Raw genomic sequence first — 16,255 nt, 5'->3', positions numbered from 1 at the left:
TTTCTAGTTTTCTTCTTTCTCTAAAGATGCAGTCATATCAGCCAATGCTTCTTCCCAAGTAGGAATAACAAAACCGGTATTCTTTGCTTTTGTAAGATCCAACACCGAGTATTGTGGTCGTTTTGCTTTTTGCGGATATTCTGCTGAAGTGACAGGTGCAACCTCAACATCCGTTTCTTTCAGAATTTCTTTGGCAAATTCGTACCATGAACAGCTATTGTCATTTGATAGATGGTAGATCCCATAGTCTGCATTGTTTTCGATAATATAGACCATAAATTCAGCTAATGTTCGGGTCCATGTTGGACGGCCATATTGATCATCAACGACGGTTAAGCGCGGGTGCGTTTGCGCTAAACGTTTCATTGTATATACAAAATTATGTCCATATTTACCAAAAACCCATGAAGTTCGGATAATGAAGTATTCATCTAAAAGATCTTTCACTGCTTGTTCACCCAGCAGTTTTGTACGACCGTATTCATTTTGAGGATTCGGCGTATCTGTTTCTTTGTATACTCCTTCTTTTTTCGTTCCATCGAAAACATAGTCAGTACTGATGTAAACAAACTTTGCTCCTACCGCTTTCGCCGCTTTCGCCACGTTTTCCGTCCCGTTGACATTGATTTTCTCATCAAGTTCCTTGCCTTCATCTTCCGCCTTATCTACTGCTGTGTATGCAGCACAATGATAAATAACGGTCGGTTTTAATTCTTGAATAAACGCAAGAGTTGCTTGTTCGTCCGTAATATCCATTTCCTGGGCATCCGTTGAGACATAGCTTAATCCTTTTTCATCTAATAGATGTCGCAGCTCCGTGCCCAGCTGCCCATTTCCGCCTGTCAGTAAAATCATATTTCTCATCCCTTCAAAAAAAGCAGGTTTCCCTGCTTTTATTTATTGTCCATTCACAGCATAATTTTTCTCTACCGCTTCTTTTTCTGTCTTCCACCATTCTTCGTTGTTGCGATACCACTCAATCGTATCGGCTAAGCCATCTCGGAAATTGGTAAATTCCGGTTGCCAGCCCAATTCTTCTTTCAATTTTGTCGAATCAATTGCATAGCGTAAATCATGACCTGGTCGATCATTTACGTGCTCATACGCGTCTTTGGGCTGATCCATTAGTTCTAAAATCAGTTCAATTACTGCTTTATTATCCTCTTCACCATCGGCACCGATGAGATACGTTTCACCCATTTGCCCCTTTGTTAAAATCGTCCACACAGCTGATGAATGATCATTTGTATGAATCCAGTCACGGACATTTTTCCCGTCACCGTACAATTTCGGCTTGATGCCGCTCAAAATATTGGTAATTTGTCGAGGAATAAATTTCTCAATGTGTTGATAAGGTCCATAATTATTAGAACAATTGGAGATCGTCGCTTGAAGACCGAATGAGCGCACCCAAGCTTTTACCAAAAGATCGGAACCAGCTTTTGTTGAAGAGTAAGGACTTGATGGGTTATACGGCGTTTTGTCCGTAAATTTTTCTCCTACTCCTTCGCCATGTCCCGGAAGATCTTCTCTCAAAGGAAGATCGCCATATACTTCATCGGTTGAAACATGATGGTATCTAACATTGTACTTTCGGCATGCCTCTATCAGCGTATACGTTCCAATAATGTTGGTTTGGACAAACGGAAAAGGTTCTTTCAACGAGTTGTCATTATGAGATTCTGCAGCATAATGAACGACAGCATCTGTATTCTGAACCAATCTATCTACCAACTCCTGATCAGCAATGTCGCCGACAACTAATTCGAAGCGATCCTTTGGCAGACCATTAAGATTGTTCTTATTTCCCGCATAGGTCAGCTTATCTAAAACTGTTACAAAAACATCAGGCTGATTATTGATCACATAATGAACAAAGTTAGAGCCGATAAATCCTGCTCCACCAGTTACAATAATTTTTTTCATCACTTTCACTCCTTATACTTCACCATAGACAAATGTATTTTCTATTTCAAATTCTTTCAGTGTTGGATGTTTTTTATCTTTTTCTGATAGAATCGCTTTTTTCACATCTATAGGCCAAGTAATTGCCAAATCGGGATCATCAAATGCAATGCCGCCATCAGCTTCAGCATTATAATAGTTGTCACACTTATACAAGAAGTTCACATTTGGGGTCAGTGTCATAAACCCGTGAGCATATCCGCGAGGTACTAATAACTGACGATGGTTGTGTTCGGTTAACAAGTACCCTTCCCACTCTCCATAGGTCGGGCTGCCTTTACGAATATCTACGATAACATCAAGTACCGCACCAGTCACCACACGAATCAATTTTGTCTGTGCTGCTTCACCTTTTTGAAAATGCAGGCCTCTTAAGACACCAGCTTCAGCAGATAATGAGTGGTTATCTTGAACAAAATCAAAGTCAATTCCTTTTGCTGAAAATTTTTCTTTTGAATAGCTTTCAGTAAAAAAACCTCGATGATCGCCGTAAACGTCCATCTCTATTAATTTTACATCTGTCAATTTTGTTTCTATAACTTTCATCAAAGCGTCTCCTCTTTATTCAGCAGCTAGTCGTAATAAATATTGACCATACTGATTTTTTTTCAATGGCTCAGCTAAAGCAACCAACTGCTCTCTTGTGATATAGCCCATTCGGAATGATATTTCTTCCAAACACGCAACTTTCAAGTTTTGCCGTTTTTCAATCGTTTCAATAAAAGTAGATGCCTCAAGCAATGTTTCATGTGTTCCTGTATCAAGCCAAGCGAAACCTCTTCCCATGACTTCAACAGAAAGTTTATTTTTTTCTAGATAAACTTTATTGATATCGGTAATTTCTAATTCTCCACGCGCAGACGGTTTGATATTCTTGGCGATTTCGACTACTTCGTTATCATAGAAATACAGACCTGTTACAGCATAATTTGATTTCGGCTTCTCAGGTTTTTCTTCAATAGACAAGGCGTGCATATCGTCATCAAACTCCACTACACCAAATCGTTCAGGATCATTCACATGATAGCCGAAAACGGTTGCACCTGATTCTTTTGCAGCAGCTCGTTGAAGCATTTTTGATAGACCGCCGCCATAATAAATATTGTCTCCTAGGACTAAACAAACACTATCTGTGCCGATAAACTCTTCCCCAATAATGAATGCTTGAGCGAGGCCGTCAGGACTTGGCTGTACTGCATAGTCAATTTGCAGTCCTAAGTCTTTGCCATCGCCGAATAACTCTTGAAAGCGAGGAGTATCTTGAGGAGTGGAAATAATTAAAATTTCTTTGATCCCCGCCAACATCAATGTAGACATTGGGTAAAAAATCATTGGTTTGTCATAAATAGGCATCAATTGTTTAGAAGTTGCTTTTGTTAATGGATAAAGGCGTGTTCCTGAACCGCCTGCTAAAATAATTCCTTTCATTCATTACGCTCCTTAAATAATTTACTTGTATTTCTCACCACAGCATTATCTCATTTCTAGAAAGCTTTGTCATTCAATTCAAAGTTTTGAAATGAAAATGTAACTTTTATTTATCAAATACCTTTCTCATAATCAGGCTTCTTATTAGACCCCAGCGCCACACGAATTGCTGGCCAAATGAAGCGGATGTTTTGATTTCACTGGCATTTTTTTCATGTCTACGATACAACGTTAACTGCTTATCGATAAGTTCGATACGGTTGCCTGCCATTGCACCGATCCACATATCATGCATTGGAATTGCTTGCGGAAACGGAAGTATAGCTGGCTTCAACTCTCTTCGAAAAGCCATGCCTGCTCCGATGTATTTATTTTTAAGCAAATTTCGTAAAAATCCGACTTTTACATTCCGATAGGCAAAATAGGAGGGTTCAATCAGTTCAAGCTGCTCATCGACAATTCTCAAATCAGAAATGACTACTTGTGTCTCTTTTTTTTCATCAAATTTTGCTTTTGTATCAGCAACTTTATCGGGAAGCCACACATCGTCTTGGTCGGCCAAAAAAATTAGATCGCCTGAAGCCTGGTTAATTGCGTGTTCAAAATTTTTGATAATGCCTTTTTGCGGTCCTTCCAAAAGTTTGATTCGGGGATCTGCGCGATAAGAATCGAGGATACTTCTTGTCTTGTCAGTAGAGAAGTCATCCGAAATAATCAGCTCATCATCAGGTGCAAGTTGAATTAGAATGCTGTCCAGCTGTTCTTGAAGATACTTTTCTCCGTTATAAGTGGCTACACATACTGATATCATAAATGATCCTTCCTAAATGACAAGTATTCTTTCCATGTTCTTCGACTGAATCGGCACATTTTGGGTGAAAGTGCTTGTTTTATTGTTCGAAAAAAAAGCTGTTTTTCATGTTCCTTTTTCTTTTCTTTATCGAAATCCCTATAGAATTTCGATTCACTGGTAAGAATCTGCTCATATCTTTCCCTAGTCATCGTTTTATAATGCATGACTGAAAGATCATGATTCAGCTTTTGGTTTGCGATCAAAAACCGAAAGCCTTCTTGATATAAGCGGAAAAAAAGCCAATGATCTAAAAAATCAAGCGGAAAAGCAGCATTGAATCCGCCGATTTTTTTTATAGCCGCGAGAGTGACTGCGGTACCGGAATTGATTGCCATTATCCGCTGTTTTTGCTCACCGATAGCAGGATATGCCAGATTTCGATTGATATAACGATCAGCTAAGACCGGTGATACCTGTGTTGTGCCACTATAAACCAGCGGCACAACAGCACCTATTTCAGTTCCCATCGTCTCAGCCATAAGAAAGTTTAGGTAGGCTTTTGTCAGCTCCGTATCTTGGTCCAAGAGAAGCAGCAAATCAAAATCGCCGCTAGACGCAGACTTAAACCCTTTATTGTATGCTTTGGAGAGGCCGGGATTGGCTGGATCATGGAAATAGGTCACTAATGGATGCTGAAAAAAAGGCTCATCATGACTTTGTGTACTGTTATCATAAATCAGCAAATGAATTTGCTGGTTCTCAACTGCTGTCTCCAAAAGGATTGAAGACACCACTTCTTCCCAACTTCTTTCATACATTACGATCGTCACAAATAAACGGTTCATCAAAACAGCCTCCAACCCCATTTATTAAAAAATTTCATCATCGAATGCATAAACACCAAAAAGAGTTTTGCACTTCTATGAGCTCCTTTACCGTATAAGTGCACGACTTTTTCAAAGGGCGTATACAAAATGCGGTACCCCGCTTTTTCATATCTCAAACACAAATCATTGTCTTCAAAATACATAAAGAACTGCTCGTCAAAGCCGCCGATTTCTTTAAAGCGAGTAATATCTACCAGCATAAAACAACCAGAGCCCATTCGGATATAACTGGTTTGATCTTGTGGAAGGTCACGGCACTCATAAGCAGACAGTCTTTTTTTAAATACTTTTTTTACCCAATGAAACGGAATAAATCGCAAGAAATAATCGAATACAGCTAATCGTTTTCTTACTAAATACTGAATAGAGCCATCTTCGTTCAAAACCTGAGGAACTACGACAGCTGCTTCATTCTCTTGAATTCTTTTTAATAATCCTTCAATTGATTCTTTCGTGACAAGAATATCAGGATTGCAAATAAATCCGTATTCTTGCGTTGCGTTCATTAATAATTGATTGTGTCCATGACCAAATCCAAGATTTTCATTGGCTGAGATGACAGTGACAAATGGATAATCTTGCATTTTAGCAATGTATTCTACTTTCGAATTATTATCAAATATTTTCACTTCAAAGCGTGGATCCTCTCCTATCTCTTTCTCCAGATGATCCAATGTTTTGAATATATCACGACTATTATGTGTCACAATACTGATGATTATTTTATTCGTTTTTCTATTATCCATAGTGTATTGTCCTTAATGTTATAAAATGAGAGATACTAGTCAATTTGTTATTATATCACATCACCGCGCTTAAAAAAAGCAGACTCGAGCAAGCAAAGCGATTTCTTCTATTCAGTCCCAGCCGCCCGTTGGATTGCTGCTTGATTCTTTTCTGAAGTAATCCCTCATCATTAAGAGCAGATAAAAACACCAGCCCCGCTAGAGACTTTCTAGCAAGGGATGGTGTGCTGAGTGAATCGTTTACGCTTTTGCACAAAATTTGTTTAAATTACGGATAAATCCGATTCAACAACCGTGGAAACGGAATGGATTCTCTTACGTGCTCGATTCCTGATAACCAGGTAACGGTCCGTTCTAGTCCAAGTCCAAAGCCGGTGTGAGGAACTGAGCCGTACTTGCGTAGGTCTAAATACCATGAGTATTCGTTTTCGTCTAAGCCGTGGGCGCGGATTTGTTCTAGCAGGTATTCATGATCGATAGCACGTTCAGAACCGCCTATGATCTCGCCATAGCCTTCTGGTGCGATCATATCGGCACAGATCACGACATCTTCTCTCGTTGGATGTGGCTTCATATAGAAGGGTTTGATGGCTTTTGGATAGTTTAAGATAAAGACGGGCTGATCGAATGAATTGGCAATAAAGGTCTCATGTGGTGAGCCAAAGTCATCGCCCCATTGAATATCATCAAAGCCGTTCTTTTGTAATAATTCCACTGCATCATCGTAAGAGATTCGTGGGAATGGTAATTTGGTGTATTTTTTCAAGACTTCACGGTCACGACCTAAGACGTCTAACGCATAGTCACAGTTATCGAGCACATTTTGCACTAAGAATGCCACGTACTGCTCTTGGACTTCTAAACTTTCTTCTTGGTGCATAAAGGCCATTTCTGGTTCAATCATCCAAAATTCAATCAAGTGACGACGTGTCTTTGATTTTTCGGCACGGAAGGTTGGTCCAAAAGAAAAGACTTTGCCAAACGCCATAGCGGCAGCTTCCATGTACAATTGACCGGACTGAGATAGATATGCTTTTTGATCGAAATAGTTGGTTTCAAATAAATCGGTCGTTCCTTCTGGTGCTGATCCGGTTAGGATCGGTGGATCGATTTTGATGAAGCCATTCTTGTTGAAGAATTCATACGTTGCCCGGATGATTTCGTTTCTGATTTGCATGATGGCGTGTTGTTTTGAGGAACGCAACCATAAATGACGATGGTCCATCAAGAAATCTGTTCCGTGTTCTTTTGGTGTGATTGGGTAATCATGGCTTTCCCCAACAACTTCTAAACCAGAAATGCCAATTTCATAGCCAAATTTTGAGCGGCTGTCTTCCCTGATTTCCCCAGTGACCAGTACGGCAGTTTCCTGATTTAAATTTTTCGCTAATTGGAAAACTTCTTCCCCTACTTCACTTTTCACAACGATTCCTTGGAAATACGCTGTTCCGTCGCGAAGTTGTAAGAAGGCGATCTTGCCGCTGGAACGTTTGTTAGCAACCCATGCGCCGATTTGAACGGTTTCGCCAACGTGTTTTTTTGCATCTAAAATTTGAATAGATTCCACTTGATTCTCTCCTATCTAATTAATAAAGGCACCATAGAGCATTTTAAGCTTTTTGGCGCTTCTTTTCAACAAAATCATGGATTCGTTTGGTAGCTTCCGCTAACGTGTCCCAATCAGTTGCATAGCTGATTCGTAAATAATCCGGTGTGCCAAAACCAGCACCAGTCACTACTGCCACGTGGGCTTCCATTAGTAAAGCTTCTACGAAGGCATCAATGGTTTGATAGCCGCACATTGTCATGGCTTCTTTGACATTTGGGAACAAGTAAAACGCGCCTTGGGGTTTCGTCACCTGAAAACCAGGAATAGCGGCAATTAGCGGATATAGTTTGTTCAAGCGTTCTTCGAAGGCCTGACGCATCACTTCGATCGATTCTTGATTACCAGTCAGTGCCTCAACTGCAGCGTATTGGCTAGCAGCCGGCGGGTTGCTGGTAGCTTGGGAAGCGATATCGACCATCGCTTTGATGATTTTTGCATCGCCGACAGCAAATCCGATCCGCCACCCAGTCATAGAATAGGTTTTAGAAACGCCGTTGATCACGATGGTTTGTTTGCGGATCTCTTCTGATAGACTAGCGATTGATGTAAAGGTATTGCCGTTATAAACCAAACGACCATAGATATCATCCGCTATGATCCAAATATTATTTTCCACTGCCCAGTTGCCGATTGCCGTTAATTCTTCTTTTGAGTATATCGCCCCTGTTGGGTTGGCAGGCGAGTTTAAAATGATGGCTTTCGTTTGCTCTGTACGAGCGGCTTCTAATTGAGCAACAGAAACTTTAAAATCTGCTGATTGCTTAGCTTCAACAAACACAGGTGTCCCTTCTGCTAAACGGACTTGTTCCGCATAACTGACCCAGTAAGGAACTGGAATAAGTACTTCATCCTCTTCATCAAGAAGCGCTTGAAACAACGTATACAAAGCAAATTTCGCGCCATCTGTCACGATCACTTGGTTTGAATCATAGTCAGCACCATAAAACTCTTTCATATAAGCAAGAATCGCCTGTTTTAGCTCTGGAATCCCAGCAGTTGCTGTATAAAAACTAGCTTTGCCGCTCTCAATCGCTGCAATCGCTGCTTGGCGAATGTTCTTCGGGGTAATAAAGTCGGGCTCACCGACGGTTAGACTTAATACGTCTACACCTTGGTCTGCTAATGCTTTTGCCTTAGCAGATGCCGCTAACGTAGCGGAGGGTTCTAATTTTTCTGCTCTTTTTGAAAGTACCATGTTTATCATCCTTCCTACGATCCAAATTTCTGTCTATCAAAAGCGCCTTTTTATAGTTCAGTGACCGCTTTGATTTCTTCTCCATCTTTGAAACCAATCAAATAATAGTTCAAGCGGCCTTGGTCGTCTTTAGTCATGACTTCCCAAGCGGGCTCGCCTTTAAAAATACCCAATGCTGCTTTTTGGATTTCCTGCCCTTGATGGTTGTCGCGAACGAAGGCCTTGGCCTGTGCTTCCGTCAATCCATCCCCTTGATTAAAAACGGAAACCTTTTCGCCGCTTTTAGGAATGATCACGACGATCTCATTGTTATTCGTATCTTTTCCAACAATGCTAAAAGATGTTTCCTCACGGGTGAACCAATAAAATTGTTCGACCTCTGCTAAATCGGTGTATCTTTCTGCTATTTCGATCGCTTCGTTTCTTGCTTGCCGCATTGGACGAGAAGAACGGAGATAGAAAATAGAAGCGAAGAGAATAACGACCAGTAAAACCGTGATCGCACTCAGCAAAATAATCACTCGCCGATGTTCTTTGTCTTTTGTTTTCACACTTCGTACTCCAATCTTAAATAAAACTCATTATATCAGATGTTCGACTCATTTTTCAAAATCAACCGCCGCTTTTTCCTCTTGCGCAAAAAAATGTTGAATATCTTCGGCAATTTCGGTTGGACTAGCTTCAATCAGAGGTAAGTTTTTAGGTAGACCTTTGACCATCCGTTTGCCATACTTCGTTGATAACAAGCGTCGATCAAGGACGACCATCACGCCTGTATCCTCTTCAGAACGGATCAAGCGCCCCAACGCTTGGCGTAGCCGTAGAATCGCTTTAGGTAAGGCATCTTCTTTGAAAGAATCGATGCCTTCTGCTTCCAAGAAGGCATGCCGTGCTTGGACCATTGGTTGCTTAGGATTCTCAAAAGGTAAGCGAGTCACCACAGCGATCTTCAAGGCCTGACCTGGTAGGTCGACCCCTTCCCAAAAACTGCTAGTCCCTAATAAGATGCCATTTTCCGCTAATAAAAATTTCTTTAAGATTTTCTCACGGGTTCCGCCAGTTCCTTGAGCAACGATTTCTCTGCCATAATGCAGGGCTTTTTTATTCAATCGATCATAGACATTTTTCAAAGTTTCGTGCGCCGTAAACAACACAAGCGCTGGTTGCGGATTGTCAAACAAAATTGGGACTAACGCTTCGACTAAATAATCCGCGTATTCAGCAGCTGATGCTTGTTGGATCGAGAGTCCTTTTTTAACTACATAGAGTCGAGTTTGTTTGCTGTAGTCATAAAAAGCGGGGATCGTTTTGACTGGCACATCGGTCAAGCCGATCTGATGGGCAAAATATTCTTTTTTTCCTGGGATCTTCAATGTCCCCCCAAGATAAATGATGTGCTGATAGCGTTGATACCACGTGCTTTCCACGATCGAATGCCCTTCTAGATCAGCTAATTCAATCACAGCATTTCCTGACTGGGGATGCTTTTTCAACCAATGAACGTAACGAGGATGCCACCAAGTCAACCATGCGGTCACCGTTTGTTCCTGGGTTTCCATTTGACCAAAGAAATCAAACAAACGAGCAATCACGATTCGTTGTCTTGCATACCACCGATCATTGGTCAACTCGAATCGCTGACGCAACTGTTGTTGGATCTCATTGATTTCTTGATAGTAAAGGCTCAATTTCTGATGCAGCTTGTCTTGTTCTAACGTGCCATCATAGAGGTCGTCATGGTGCACGACTTGTAGCTCTGGCGCATCGATCGACAAACTGCGAAAATACTGTTCTTGTGTTTCGACCAAGATCGACAACGCGTTTCGATACAACGAGAACATCCGTTGCAGAAAGTCATCCTCGGTAATGATTTGGGCAATTTCTTCAAATAGGCCTTCTTCATTTAGCTGTAAAAACTGCCGCTTGAAGTGAGCAGAGTCAAAGACATGTTGACTAAAGCCTTCTGCTTGCTGCGGCAACTGTTGGGCTTCATCAATCAATAAGTAATCACTCGTTGGCAACAGTGGCTGCGCTCGCCGGTTTTCCTGCATCAAAAAGGCATGGTTGACGATCAAAACATTGCTTTGCGCCATCCGCTTATATAAATGTCGAACAAAATCTTGTTCATAGAAGGGTTGATCTTTGGCTAAAAAAGCAACGCCGCGATGGCGGATGTCGGTAAATAAAGGATGATCAAGTCGAACCAAGTTCAATTCATCGAAATCCCCCGTTTCTGTTTTAGTCAGCCAAACTAAGATCCCCATTTGGTATTGCGCATATTGCTTTTGCTCTATCGGTTGATCAAGGGTCGCTTTAAAACGCTGCAAATCAATGTAATGACGATGACTTTTGACCAAAACTGCTTGCAAAGGTTGCTGCAGTACTTGGTTTACCAAAGGAATGTCTTTGTTGATGATTTGATTTTGCAATAGAATTGAAGAGGTACTAACGATCAACGGATTTTCTGGTGTCACTAAATAGGCGGCTGGAAACAAGTAACCAATGGTTTTCCCCATGCCTGTTTCTGCTTCAATGATCAGATTTTTCTCTGGCTGGGTGTAATGCGTATACACTGCATTCATCAAGCGTGCTTGTTGTTTCCGATAGACTAAGTGCTGGCCAAAGCGCTGTTCTTTTTCCGTTTTAACTTTCGGATACGTTTCTTGAAAATGCGTAGATTCAAAAAGCGGGACGGTCTTTTTCCGCAATACGATACCGTCGATCACTTCTAAATCTTCTGCCAACTCTGGGCCTTTTTCTTTTAAGATTCCATGGATATAGTCACTCGTTTGCATGCCCATTTGACCGCTTAAAAGCGCAATTTGTTTAAGGGTCGTTCGGGGCAGTTCTCGCATGATCGCTTCGATATACAAAAATAAAGCTGCGGTCACTTCTGCATCACTATCAGCTTGATGCGGGTTATCATGACGAAAGCCGATGCTATCTGCCAGATCGCCTAAACGAAAGCTGCTTTCTGTTGGTAGAAACACTTGCGCCAATTCCACCGTATCGATTCCGGGAAGTGATAAAGGCGGTAGCCCGCAACGCACAAATTCATTGCTTAAAAAATGATAATCAAAATAAATATTATGCGCCACAAAAATCGTGTTGCTGAGTAAGTTATAGATCGTATCAGCTACGTCTTCGAAATATGGCGCTTTGCTTACTTGTTGGTTTGTGATGTGTGTCAATCGTTGAATTTGCTTAGAAATTCTGCGGTCAGGGTTGATATCTGCGGCAAAACGATTGATGATCTTGCCATCTTGGACTAAGACACAGCCAAATTGAATAATTCGATCAATCGTCGAATCGGTTCCTGTTGTTTCAAGATCCACCACAGCGTATATGGGTTTCATTGTATTCCTCCTTGCACACTGTCTGCATTATACTACAAAATCAATGGCGATTACATCTGTTTTCCCACTAGATAAGAGGGTTCTCGGGAGGTAAAATTAGAAAACCAACCATTGACGTTTCCTAGCTGAAGAAGTTTGTTGCTGTTCGCTGATCGCTTTTTTCGACAAAAAAAGGGATCTTTTTTATAATTTACTGTAAGGAGGCGAAAAAAATGAATGATTTCAAAAACAAACGAGTGATTATAACGGGGGCTGCTTCAGGGATTGGAAAAGCGGTGGCAGAACAATTTCTAGCACAGGGCGCACTTGTTGGGTTAATTGATCGCAACGAAGAAGAGCTGCAGGAGTTTCTTGCTGACTATCAAGCACAAGCCCATTATCGAGCGGTTGACGTCACTGAAGCGGATAAGCTGCAAGAAGCAATGAGTGGTCTTGTAGAAGAACTAGGCGGTCTCGATGTACTCCATGTCAATGCCGGCATCAACGGTACCTGGACACCGATCGAAGAGCTGACAGTGGCAGAATGGGATCAGACGATCAACACAAACTTACGTAGTACCTTTATTACCGTCAAAGCAGCCATTCCCTTTATGAAAACGAACGGTGGCAGCATTGTCATTACGAGTTCAGTCAATGGAAACCGCATCTTCAGCAATTTTGGTGCGACTGCTTACAGTACGTCTAAGGCAGGTCAAGTCGCCTTTACAAAAATGGCTGCGCTGGAACTTTCTGGTTATAATATTCGGGTCAATGCCATCTGCCCTGGGGCGATCGCGACGAATATCGATGCCAGCACAGAAATTGAAGAAGAGGTTGCTCGCGTTGAGATCCCCGTCAAATATCCAGAACGTTCTCGACCATTAAAGCAAGAAACAGGCGTGCCAGAACAAGTCGCCAACCTTGTGCTTTTTCTATCTTCAGAGGCTGCCGGCAATATTTCTGGAACGGAAGTCTATATTGATGGAGCAGAATCTTTGCTTTAATCCAACAAAAAAACGAAAAATCAAACCTGATCCCCTCACTTGTTTCATTGAAGCCCTTGAGATGGATCATTTCTTGATTTTTCGTTTTTTCGTTTGGGTTATTTTTCCACCAAAGCCGCGATTTCTTCTAGAAAAGCAGTCTTGCCATAAAAATCTGCATTTAGTAACTCTGGAAAAATGGCTTCAAAGAAATAAGTGACACACGGACGATGCTGAAACTCTTTGACGGTTAAAACGGCCTCTCGAAACATTTCTTTGTATACTTTATCTGGGTTGCTTTTTGAGATCTCTTCAAAAGATTCATACAAAAGATCGATCTTATCCGCAATTGCTAATAGCTGCCCTTCAAGGCTGTTGTCTTTGCCATCCGCTAAGCGTCTGCGATACGTTGCTTGAAAGCTTCCTGGAATTTCTTCTTCGATGAAGGCATCGGTCATTTTTTCTTCAACGGTTGATAACATTGCCCGCAATTCTTTGTTCGCATATTTGACCGGCGTTTTGATATCACCGATGAAACGTTCAGTGTAATCATGATTCAAGGCTTTTTCGTAGAGAATTTGCCAATTGACTTGATTCCCCGCCTTTTCTTCGATATCAGCTAAGGTCTGGGCAATCATCGTTACTCGAAATGAATGAGCAGCTACACTGTGCTCAGTAAACTTAAAAAAACCCGGCGCTCGTTGGATCTTCTCTAAATTAGCCAATCCGAGAATAAATTCATTCAATCCCATAAATGTGCCTCCTTTTTTTAAGAGTATAACAACTCCTTTGTCTGCAAGCAACTATCTCGCGCACAAAAAAAGAGCAGCTAAGCTGCTCTTAAAAGGCATTCACTAATTATGCTTTGTTAACGTTAGTCGCTTGAGGGCCACGTTGTCCGTCTTCGATATCGAAAGTCACTGCTTGACCTTCTTCTAAAGTTTTGAAGCCTTCGCCTTGGATAGCTGAGAAATGAACGAATACATCGTTACCGTTTTCTGCAGTGATGAATCCAAAACCTTTGTCTGAGTTAAACCATTTAACTGTACCTGTTTCCATAATAAAAATCCTCCTTGTGTTTATACACATATTTTGCAATTACTTGTATAAGGTGAAAATGTGGAAGATGTTTAAGATGAAACAAGCTACCATAATTTACCGTAACAAAAACTACACTTTGTATTATAGCACATTATCTTCATTATGACTAATAGAAAATCAAAAAAAATGAAAACGCCTTTATTTTTTTATAATTCGCAAAAAGACTGCTGCATTAAAGATCTGCAACAGCCTTCTCTTTTTTGGAAACGATTTATTGGCTAACGACGCAACTGCGTTTAGTAGCGCAAAATCGCCGTCAAACTTTTTTCTCCAGGGGCATCTTTTTGTTCCAAGATAGATACCTCACCGCCGTTCTCTAAAACATCGATTGCCAGTGTATTTAACACTTGCCGCCGATCGTACTCTGTATCAGGATCTTCTCCAAAACCATCGGCGAGATTTGAGGTAGCCACAAACAGATAGGCGATCCGGCCTTCTTTGGCTGCAGGCACGATATCAACCAATTGGTCAATAAATTTTCGATCCAACAGCTTGCCGTATTCCCCAACTTCTTTTTGTGTCAACTCCGCAATCAGCTTTTGCGTACACGTTTGGATCTCTTTCAAGGATAACGATGCTGGGGAAGAGGAAATACTTGGTTCTGCTTTGAAAAAGTTCGTTTTTGCCACTTTTTTAAACAGCGTTTGATTTTCTGGTAATGCAAACAGATACATTGGTAAATGCTCTTCATTTGAAAAATCATTCTTGAAAAATGCATCAACTGCTTGGTAGTAGTTGACGTGATCGATCTCGACTTCTTCATCTTTGGCACTAAAGCCGTGATAAGCAACGCCTTCTCCCCCTGAGTTAGGGCCACCTTGAGCACTGTAATTAAAGTTACCACCACCAGTGACTTCTTCCCCCAGCGCTTTTTCAATCGTCGTCGGTGCCTCTTCTGGCAACTCGACTTCACGCACTTGATTGTTTTCAACTTGATAGACTTGCATTGAATCGCGATTCAACGCTAAGAGATAAAATGGGTAATTAAATTGTGCATTTTTGATGACAGCTAATACATAAGGGGTTTCCCCTACGTAATATTGATCATCCACACGAATACTTAACCGATGGACCAGTACCTCTTCTGGGGTGATAATCACCGCCACACTTGTTGTACTGTTGCGCCAAAATGATTGATCTGCAAGCAGTTCATCAATTTTCATTTGAAAAAGATCCCAAGAATGTTCTGGGTATTTCTTTTCAAAGCGGCGCTTCGCATCTTTGGCAAAGTTCTTAAATTTGATTTGATCCTTTTCGACATTCTGGTGGCCGACATGCGTATTGAGCATGATCGTGACAAATGGTCCTTTGATTCCGTCAGATATTACCTGCGATAAAAAACTTTTTCCAAATTTTCCCATTCCACATTACCTCCTGCTTAATCAAATACAAATAAAGTGTACCATGCTTATTTTCTTCCATAAAGTAAAACGATTGCACGCGTTTATTTCCTCATTCGTTTTTCTGATGACTCACTATACTGGCTATTTTTCAGCGGATCAGCCAATGTATTTCTGGTGGCCCATAGAAAGCCTCGTTTGGTCCAAGTCTGAATGGTCGGCTCTTTCAGCTCTTTTAGACTGTGTCCAACGGATTGGAAAAAGACTCTGCCCTTGCCCCATTTTTTGATCCACATCATTGGCAGTATGACTTCTTGGTTAGCTGCATTCGGATGATCTTTAGCGGCAAATGTTGAGGTAGCTAACACAGTGACGGCTGGATCAACCAAGCAATAGTATTGCTCCGTCGTCAACTGAGGGATCGATTGCGTATTTGCCGTAATATAGTGATCTGTCGTAAGATCGATGCTATAGGTCGTTTCCAAGCCACCAGGATGTGCCAAAAAACAGCCACCAGTCAGAAACAACCAGCCTTTACTGGCTTGAAAAGCCGAAGCAAAGCCGCCATGAACTCCTGCTAATCCTAATCCTTCTGCTACAGCCTGAGTAACATTTTGCAGCGGCTCATCAGGCAATTCTCCTCGCGTCCAATTCATGATCAACAGATCCAGCCTTTTTAATTCTTCTTTATGATAGAGAGGTTCAAAATCTGAGGCGAGTGTCACCTGATATCCTTCTGACTCCAGCAACGTTTGGTAAAACTGACTGGTCTCTTTTGGGGCGTGTCCTTCCCAACCTCCATAAATGATCAATGCTTGTTTCATTTTGTGTTCCCTCCTTTCTTTCTAACTTAGCGAAAAAAATGCAAAAAGC

General features: G+C 41.3%; 16 protein-coding genes. 1 reads left to right on the top strand and 15 read right to left on the bottom strand.

Annotated elements, in window-relative coordinates; all coding sequences use genetic code 11:
- Positions 1 to 3: 3 nt before the first annotated feature.
- The 11 genes from rfbD to IGJ01_RS06080 form a co-directional block, all read right to left on the bottom strand.
- Entirely contained in the window at positions 4 to 855 is an 852-nt protein-coding gene (rfbD, locus tag IGJ01_RS06130) for a dTDP-4-dehydrorhamnose reductase (protein WP_244733357.1), read from the bottom strand.
- Between the two features lie 42 nt (positions 856 to 897).
- On the bottom strand, positions 898 to 1,926 hold the full coding sequence (gene rfbB, locus IGJ01_RS06125) for a dTDP-glucose 4,6-dehydratase (protein ID WP_244733355.1): 1,029 nt from the start codon (positions 1,924 to 1,926) through the stop codon (positions 898 to 900).
- A 12-nt stretch (positions 1,927 to 1,938) separates the two neighbouring features.
- The gene (rfbC, locus tag IGJ01_RS06120; protein WP_244733353.1) at positions 1,939 to 2,511 is read right to left on the bottom strand and encodes a dTDP-4-dehydrorhamnose 3,5-epimerase; all 573 of its coding nucleotides are present in this window, start codon (positions 2,509 to 2,511) and stop codon (positions 1,939 to 1,941) included.
- 15 nt (positions 2,512 to 2,526) lie between these two features.
- Complete coding sequence (rfbA, locus tag IGJ01_RS06115; RefSeq protein ID WP_016621264.1) at positions 2,527 to 3,393, bottom strand: glucose-1-phosphate thymidylyltransferase RfbA; 867 nt, start codon at positions 3,391 to 3,393, stop codon at positions 2,527 to 2,529.
- Positions 3,394 to 3,499: 106 nt separating this feature from the next.
- Positions 3,500 to 4,204: a glycosyltransferase family 2 protein gene (locus IGJ01_RS06110; RefSeq protein ID WP_244733350.1), complete on the bottom strand. Its 705-nt coding sequence runs from the start codon at positions 4,202 to 4,204 to the stop codon at positions 3,500 to 3,502.
- Entirely contained in the window at positions 4,201 to 5,031 is an 831-nt protein-coding gene (locus IGJ01_RS06105) for a glycosyltransferase (RefSeq protein ID WP_244733347.1), read from the bottom strand. The genes IGJ01_RS06110 and IGJ01_RS06105 overlap by 4 nt, the downstream gene beginning before the upstream one ends.
- Complete coding sequence (locus tag IGJ01_RS06100) at positions 5,031 to 5,819, bottom strand: glycosyltransferase family 2 protein (RefSeq protein WP_077452589.1); 789 nt, start codon at positions 5,817 to 5,819, stop codon at positions 5,031 to 5,033. The genes IGJ01_RS06105 and IGJ01_RS06100 overlap by 1 nt, the downstream gene beginning before the upstream one ends.
- Positions 5,820 to 6,087: 268 nt before the next feature.
- Positions 6,088 to 7,386: an asparagine--tRNA ligase gene (asnS, locus tag IGJ01_RS06095; RefSeq protein ID WP_005236932.1), complete on the bottom strand. Its 1,299-nt coding sequence runs from the start codon at positions 7,384 to 7,386 to the stop codon at positions 6,088 to 6,090.
- Between the two features lie 43 nt (positions 7,387 to 7,429).
- Positions 7,430 to 8,623, bottom strand: a complete 1,194-nt coding sequence (locus IGJ01_RS06090; RefSeq protein WP_008381156.1) for a pyridoxal phosphate-dependent aminotransferase — start codon at positions 8,621 to 8,623, stop codon at positions 7,430 to 7,432.
- A 50-nt stretch (positions 8,624 to 8,673) separates the two neighbouring features.
- The gene (locus IGJ01_RS06085) at positions 8,674 to 9,174 is read right to left on the bottom strand and encodes a DUF5590 domain-containing protein (RefSeq protein WP_005236934.1); all 501 of its coding nucleotides are present in this window, start codon (positions 9,172 to 9,174) and stop codon (positions 8,674 to 8,676) included.
- A 48-nt stretch (positions 9,175 to 9,222) separates the two neighbouring features.
- Positions 9,223 to 11,979 carry a helicase C-terminal domain-containing protein gene (locus IGJ01_RS06080; RefSeq protein ID WP_430601524.1) on the bottom strand — a complete coding sequence of 919 codons (2,757 nt, stop codon included), beginning with the start codon at positions 11,977 to 11,979 and terminating at the stop codon, positions 9,223 to 9,225.
- 212 nt (positions 11,980 to 12,191) lie between these two features.
- On the opposite strand from IGJ01_RS06080, the gene IGJ01_RS06075 reads away from it, so the two are divergent.
- Positions 12,192 to 12,962 carry an SDR family oxidoreductase gene (locus IGJ01_RS06075; RefSeq protein ID WP_430601523.1) on the top strand — a complete coding sequence of 257 codons (771 nt, stop codon included), beginning with the start codon at positions 12,192 to 12,194 and terminating at the stop codon, positions 12,960 to 12,962.
- Positions 12,963 to 13,060: 98 nt separating this feature from the next.
- On the opposite strand, the gene IGJ01_RS06070 is transcribed toward IGJ01_RS06075, so the two are convergent.
- The 4 genes from IGJ01_RS06070 to IGJ01_RS06055 all read right to left on the bottom strand — a co-directional run bounded on the left by IGJ01_RS06070 (position 13,061) and on the right by IGJ01_RS06055 (position 16,206).
- Positions 13,061 to 13,693, bottom strand: coding sequence for a YfbR-like 5'-deoxynucleotidase (locus tag IGJ01_RS06070; protein WP_008381147.1), 633 nt, complete (start codon positions 13,691 to 13,693; stop codon positions 13,061 to 13,063).
- Positions 13,694 to 13,799: 106 nt separating this feature from the next.
- Positions 13,800 to 14,000: a cold-shock protein gene (locus tag IGJ01_RS06065; protein ID WP_003126918.1), complete on the bottom strand. Its 201-nt coding sequence runs from the start codon at positions 13,998 to 14,000 to the stop codon at positions 13,800 to 13,802.
- A gap of 278 nt (positions 14,001 to 14,278) precedes the next feature.
- Positions 14,279 to 15,403, bottom strand: a complete 1,125-nt coding sequence (locus tag IGJ01_RS06060; protein WP_430601522.1) for a hypothetical protein — start codon at positions 15,401 to 15,403, stop codon at positions 14,279 to 14,281.
- Between the two features lie 83 nt (positions 15,404 to 15,486).
- Entirely contained in the window at positions 15,487 to 16,206 is a 720-nt protein-coding gene (locus IGJ01_RS06055; RefSeq protein WP_016621256.1) for a ThuA domain-containing protein, read from the bottom strand.
- Positions 16,207 to 16,255: the final 49 nt, after the last annotated feature.

Source organism: Enterococcus sp. AZ089 (assembly GCF_050547225.1).
GTDB classification, from domain to species: Bacteria; Bacillota; Bacilli; order Lactobacillales; family Enterococcaceae; genus Enterococcus_D; species Enterococcus_D entomosocium.
Note: the sequence above shows the minus strand (reverse complement) of the source record. Positions and strands in the feature narration are given on the sequence as shown.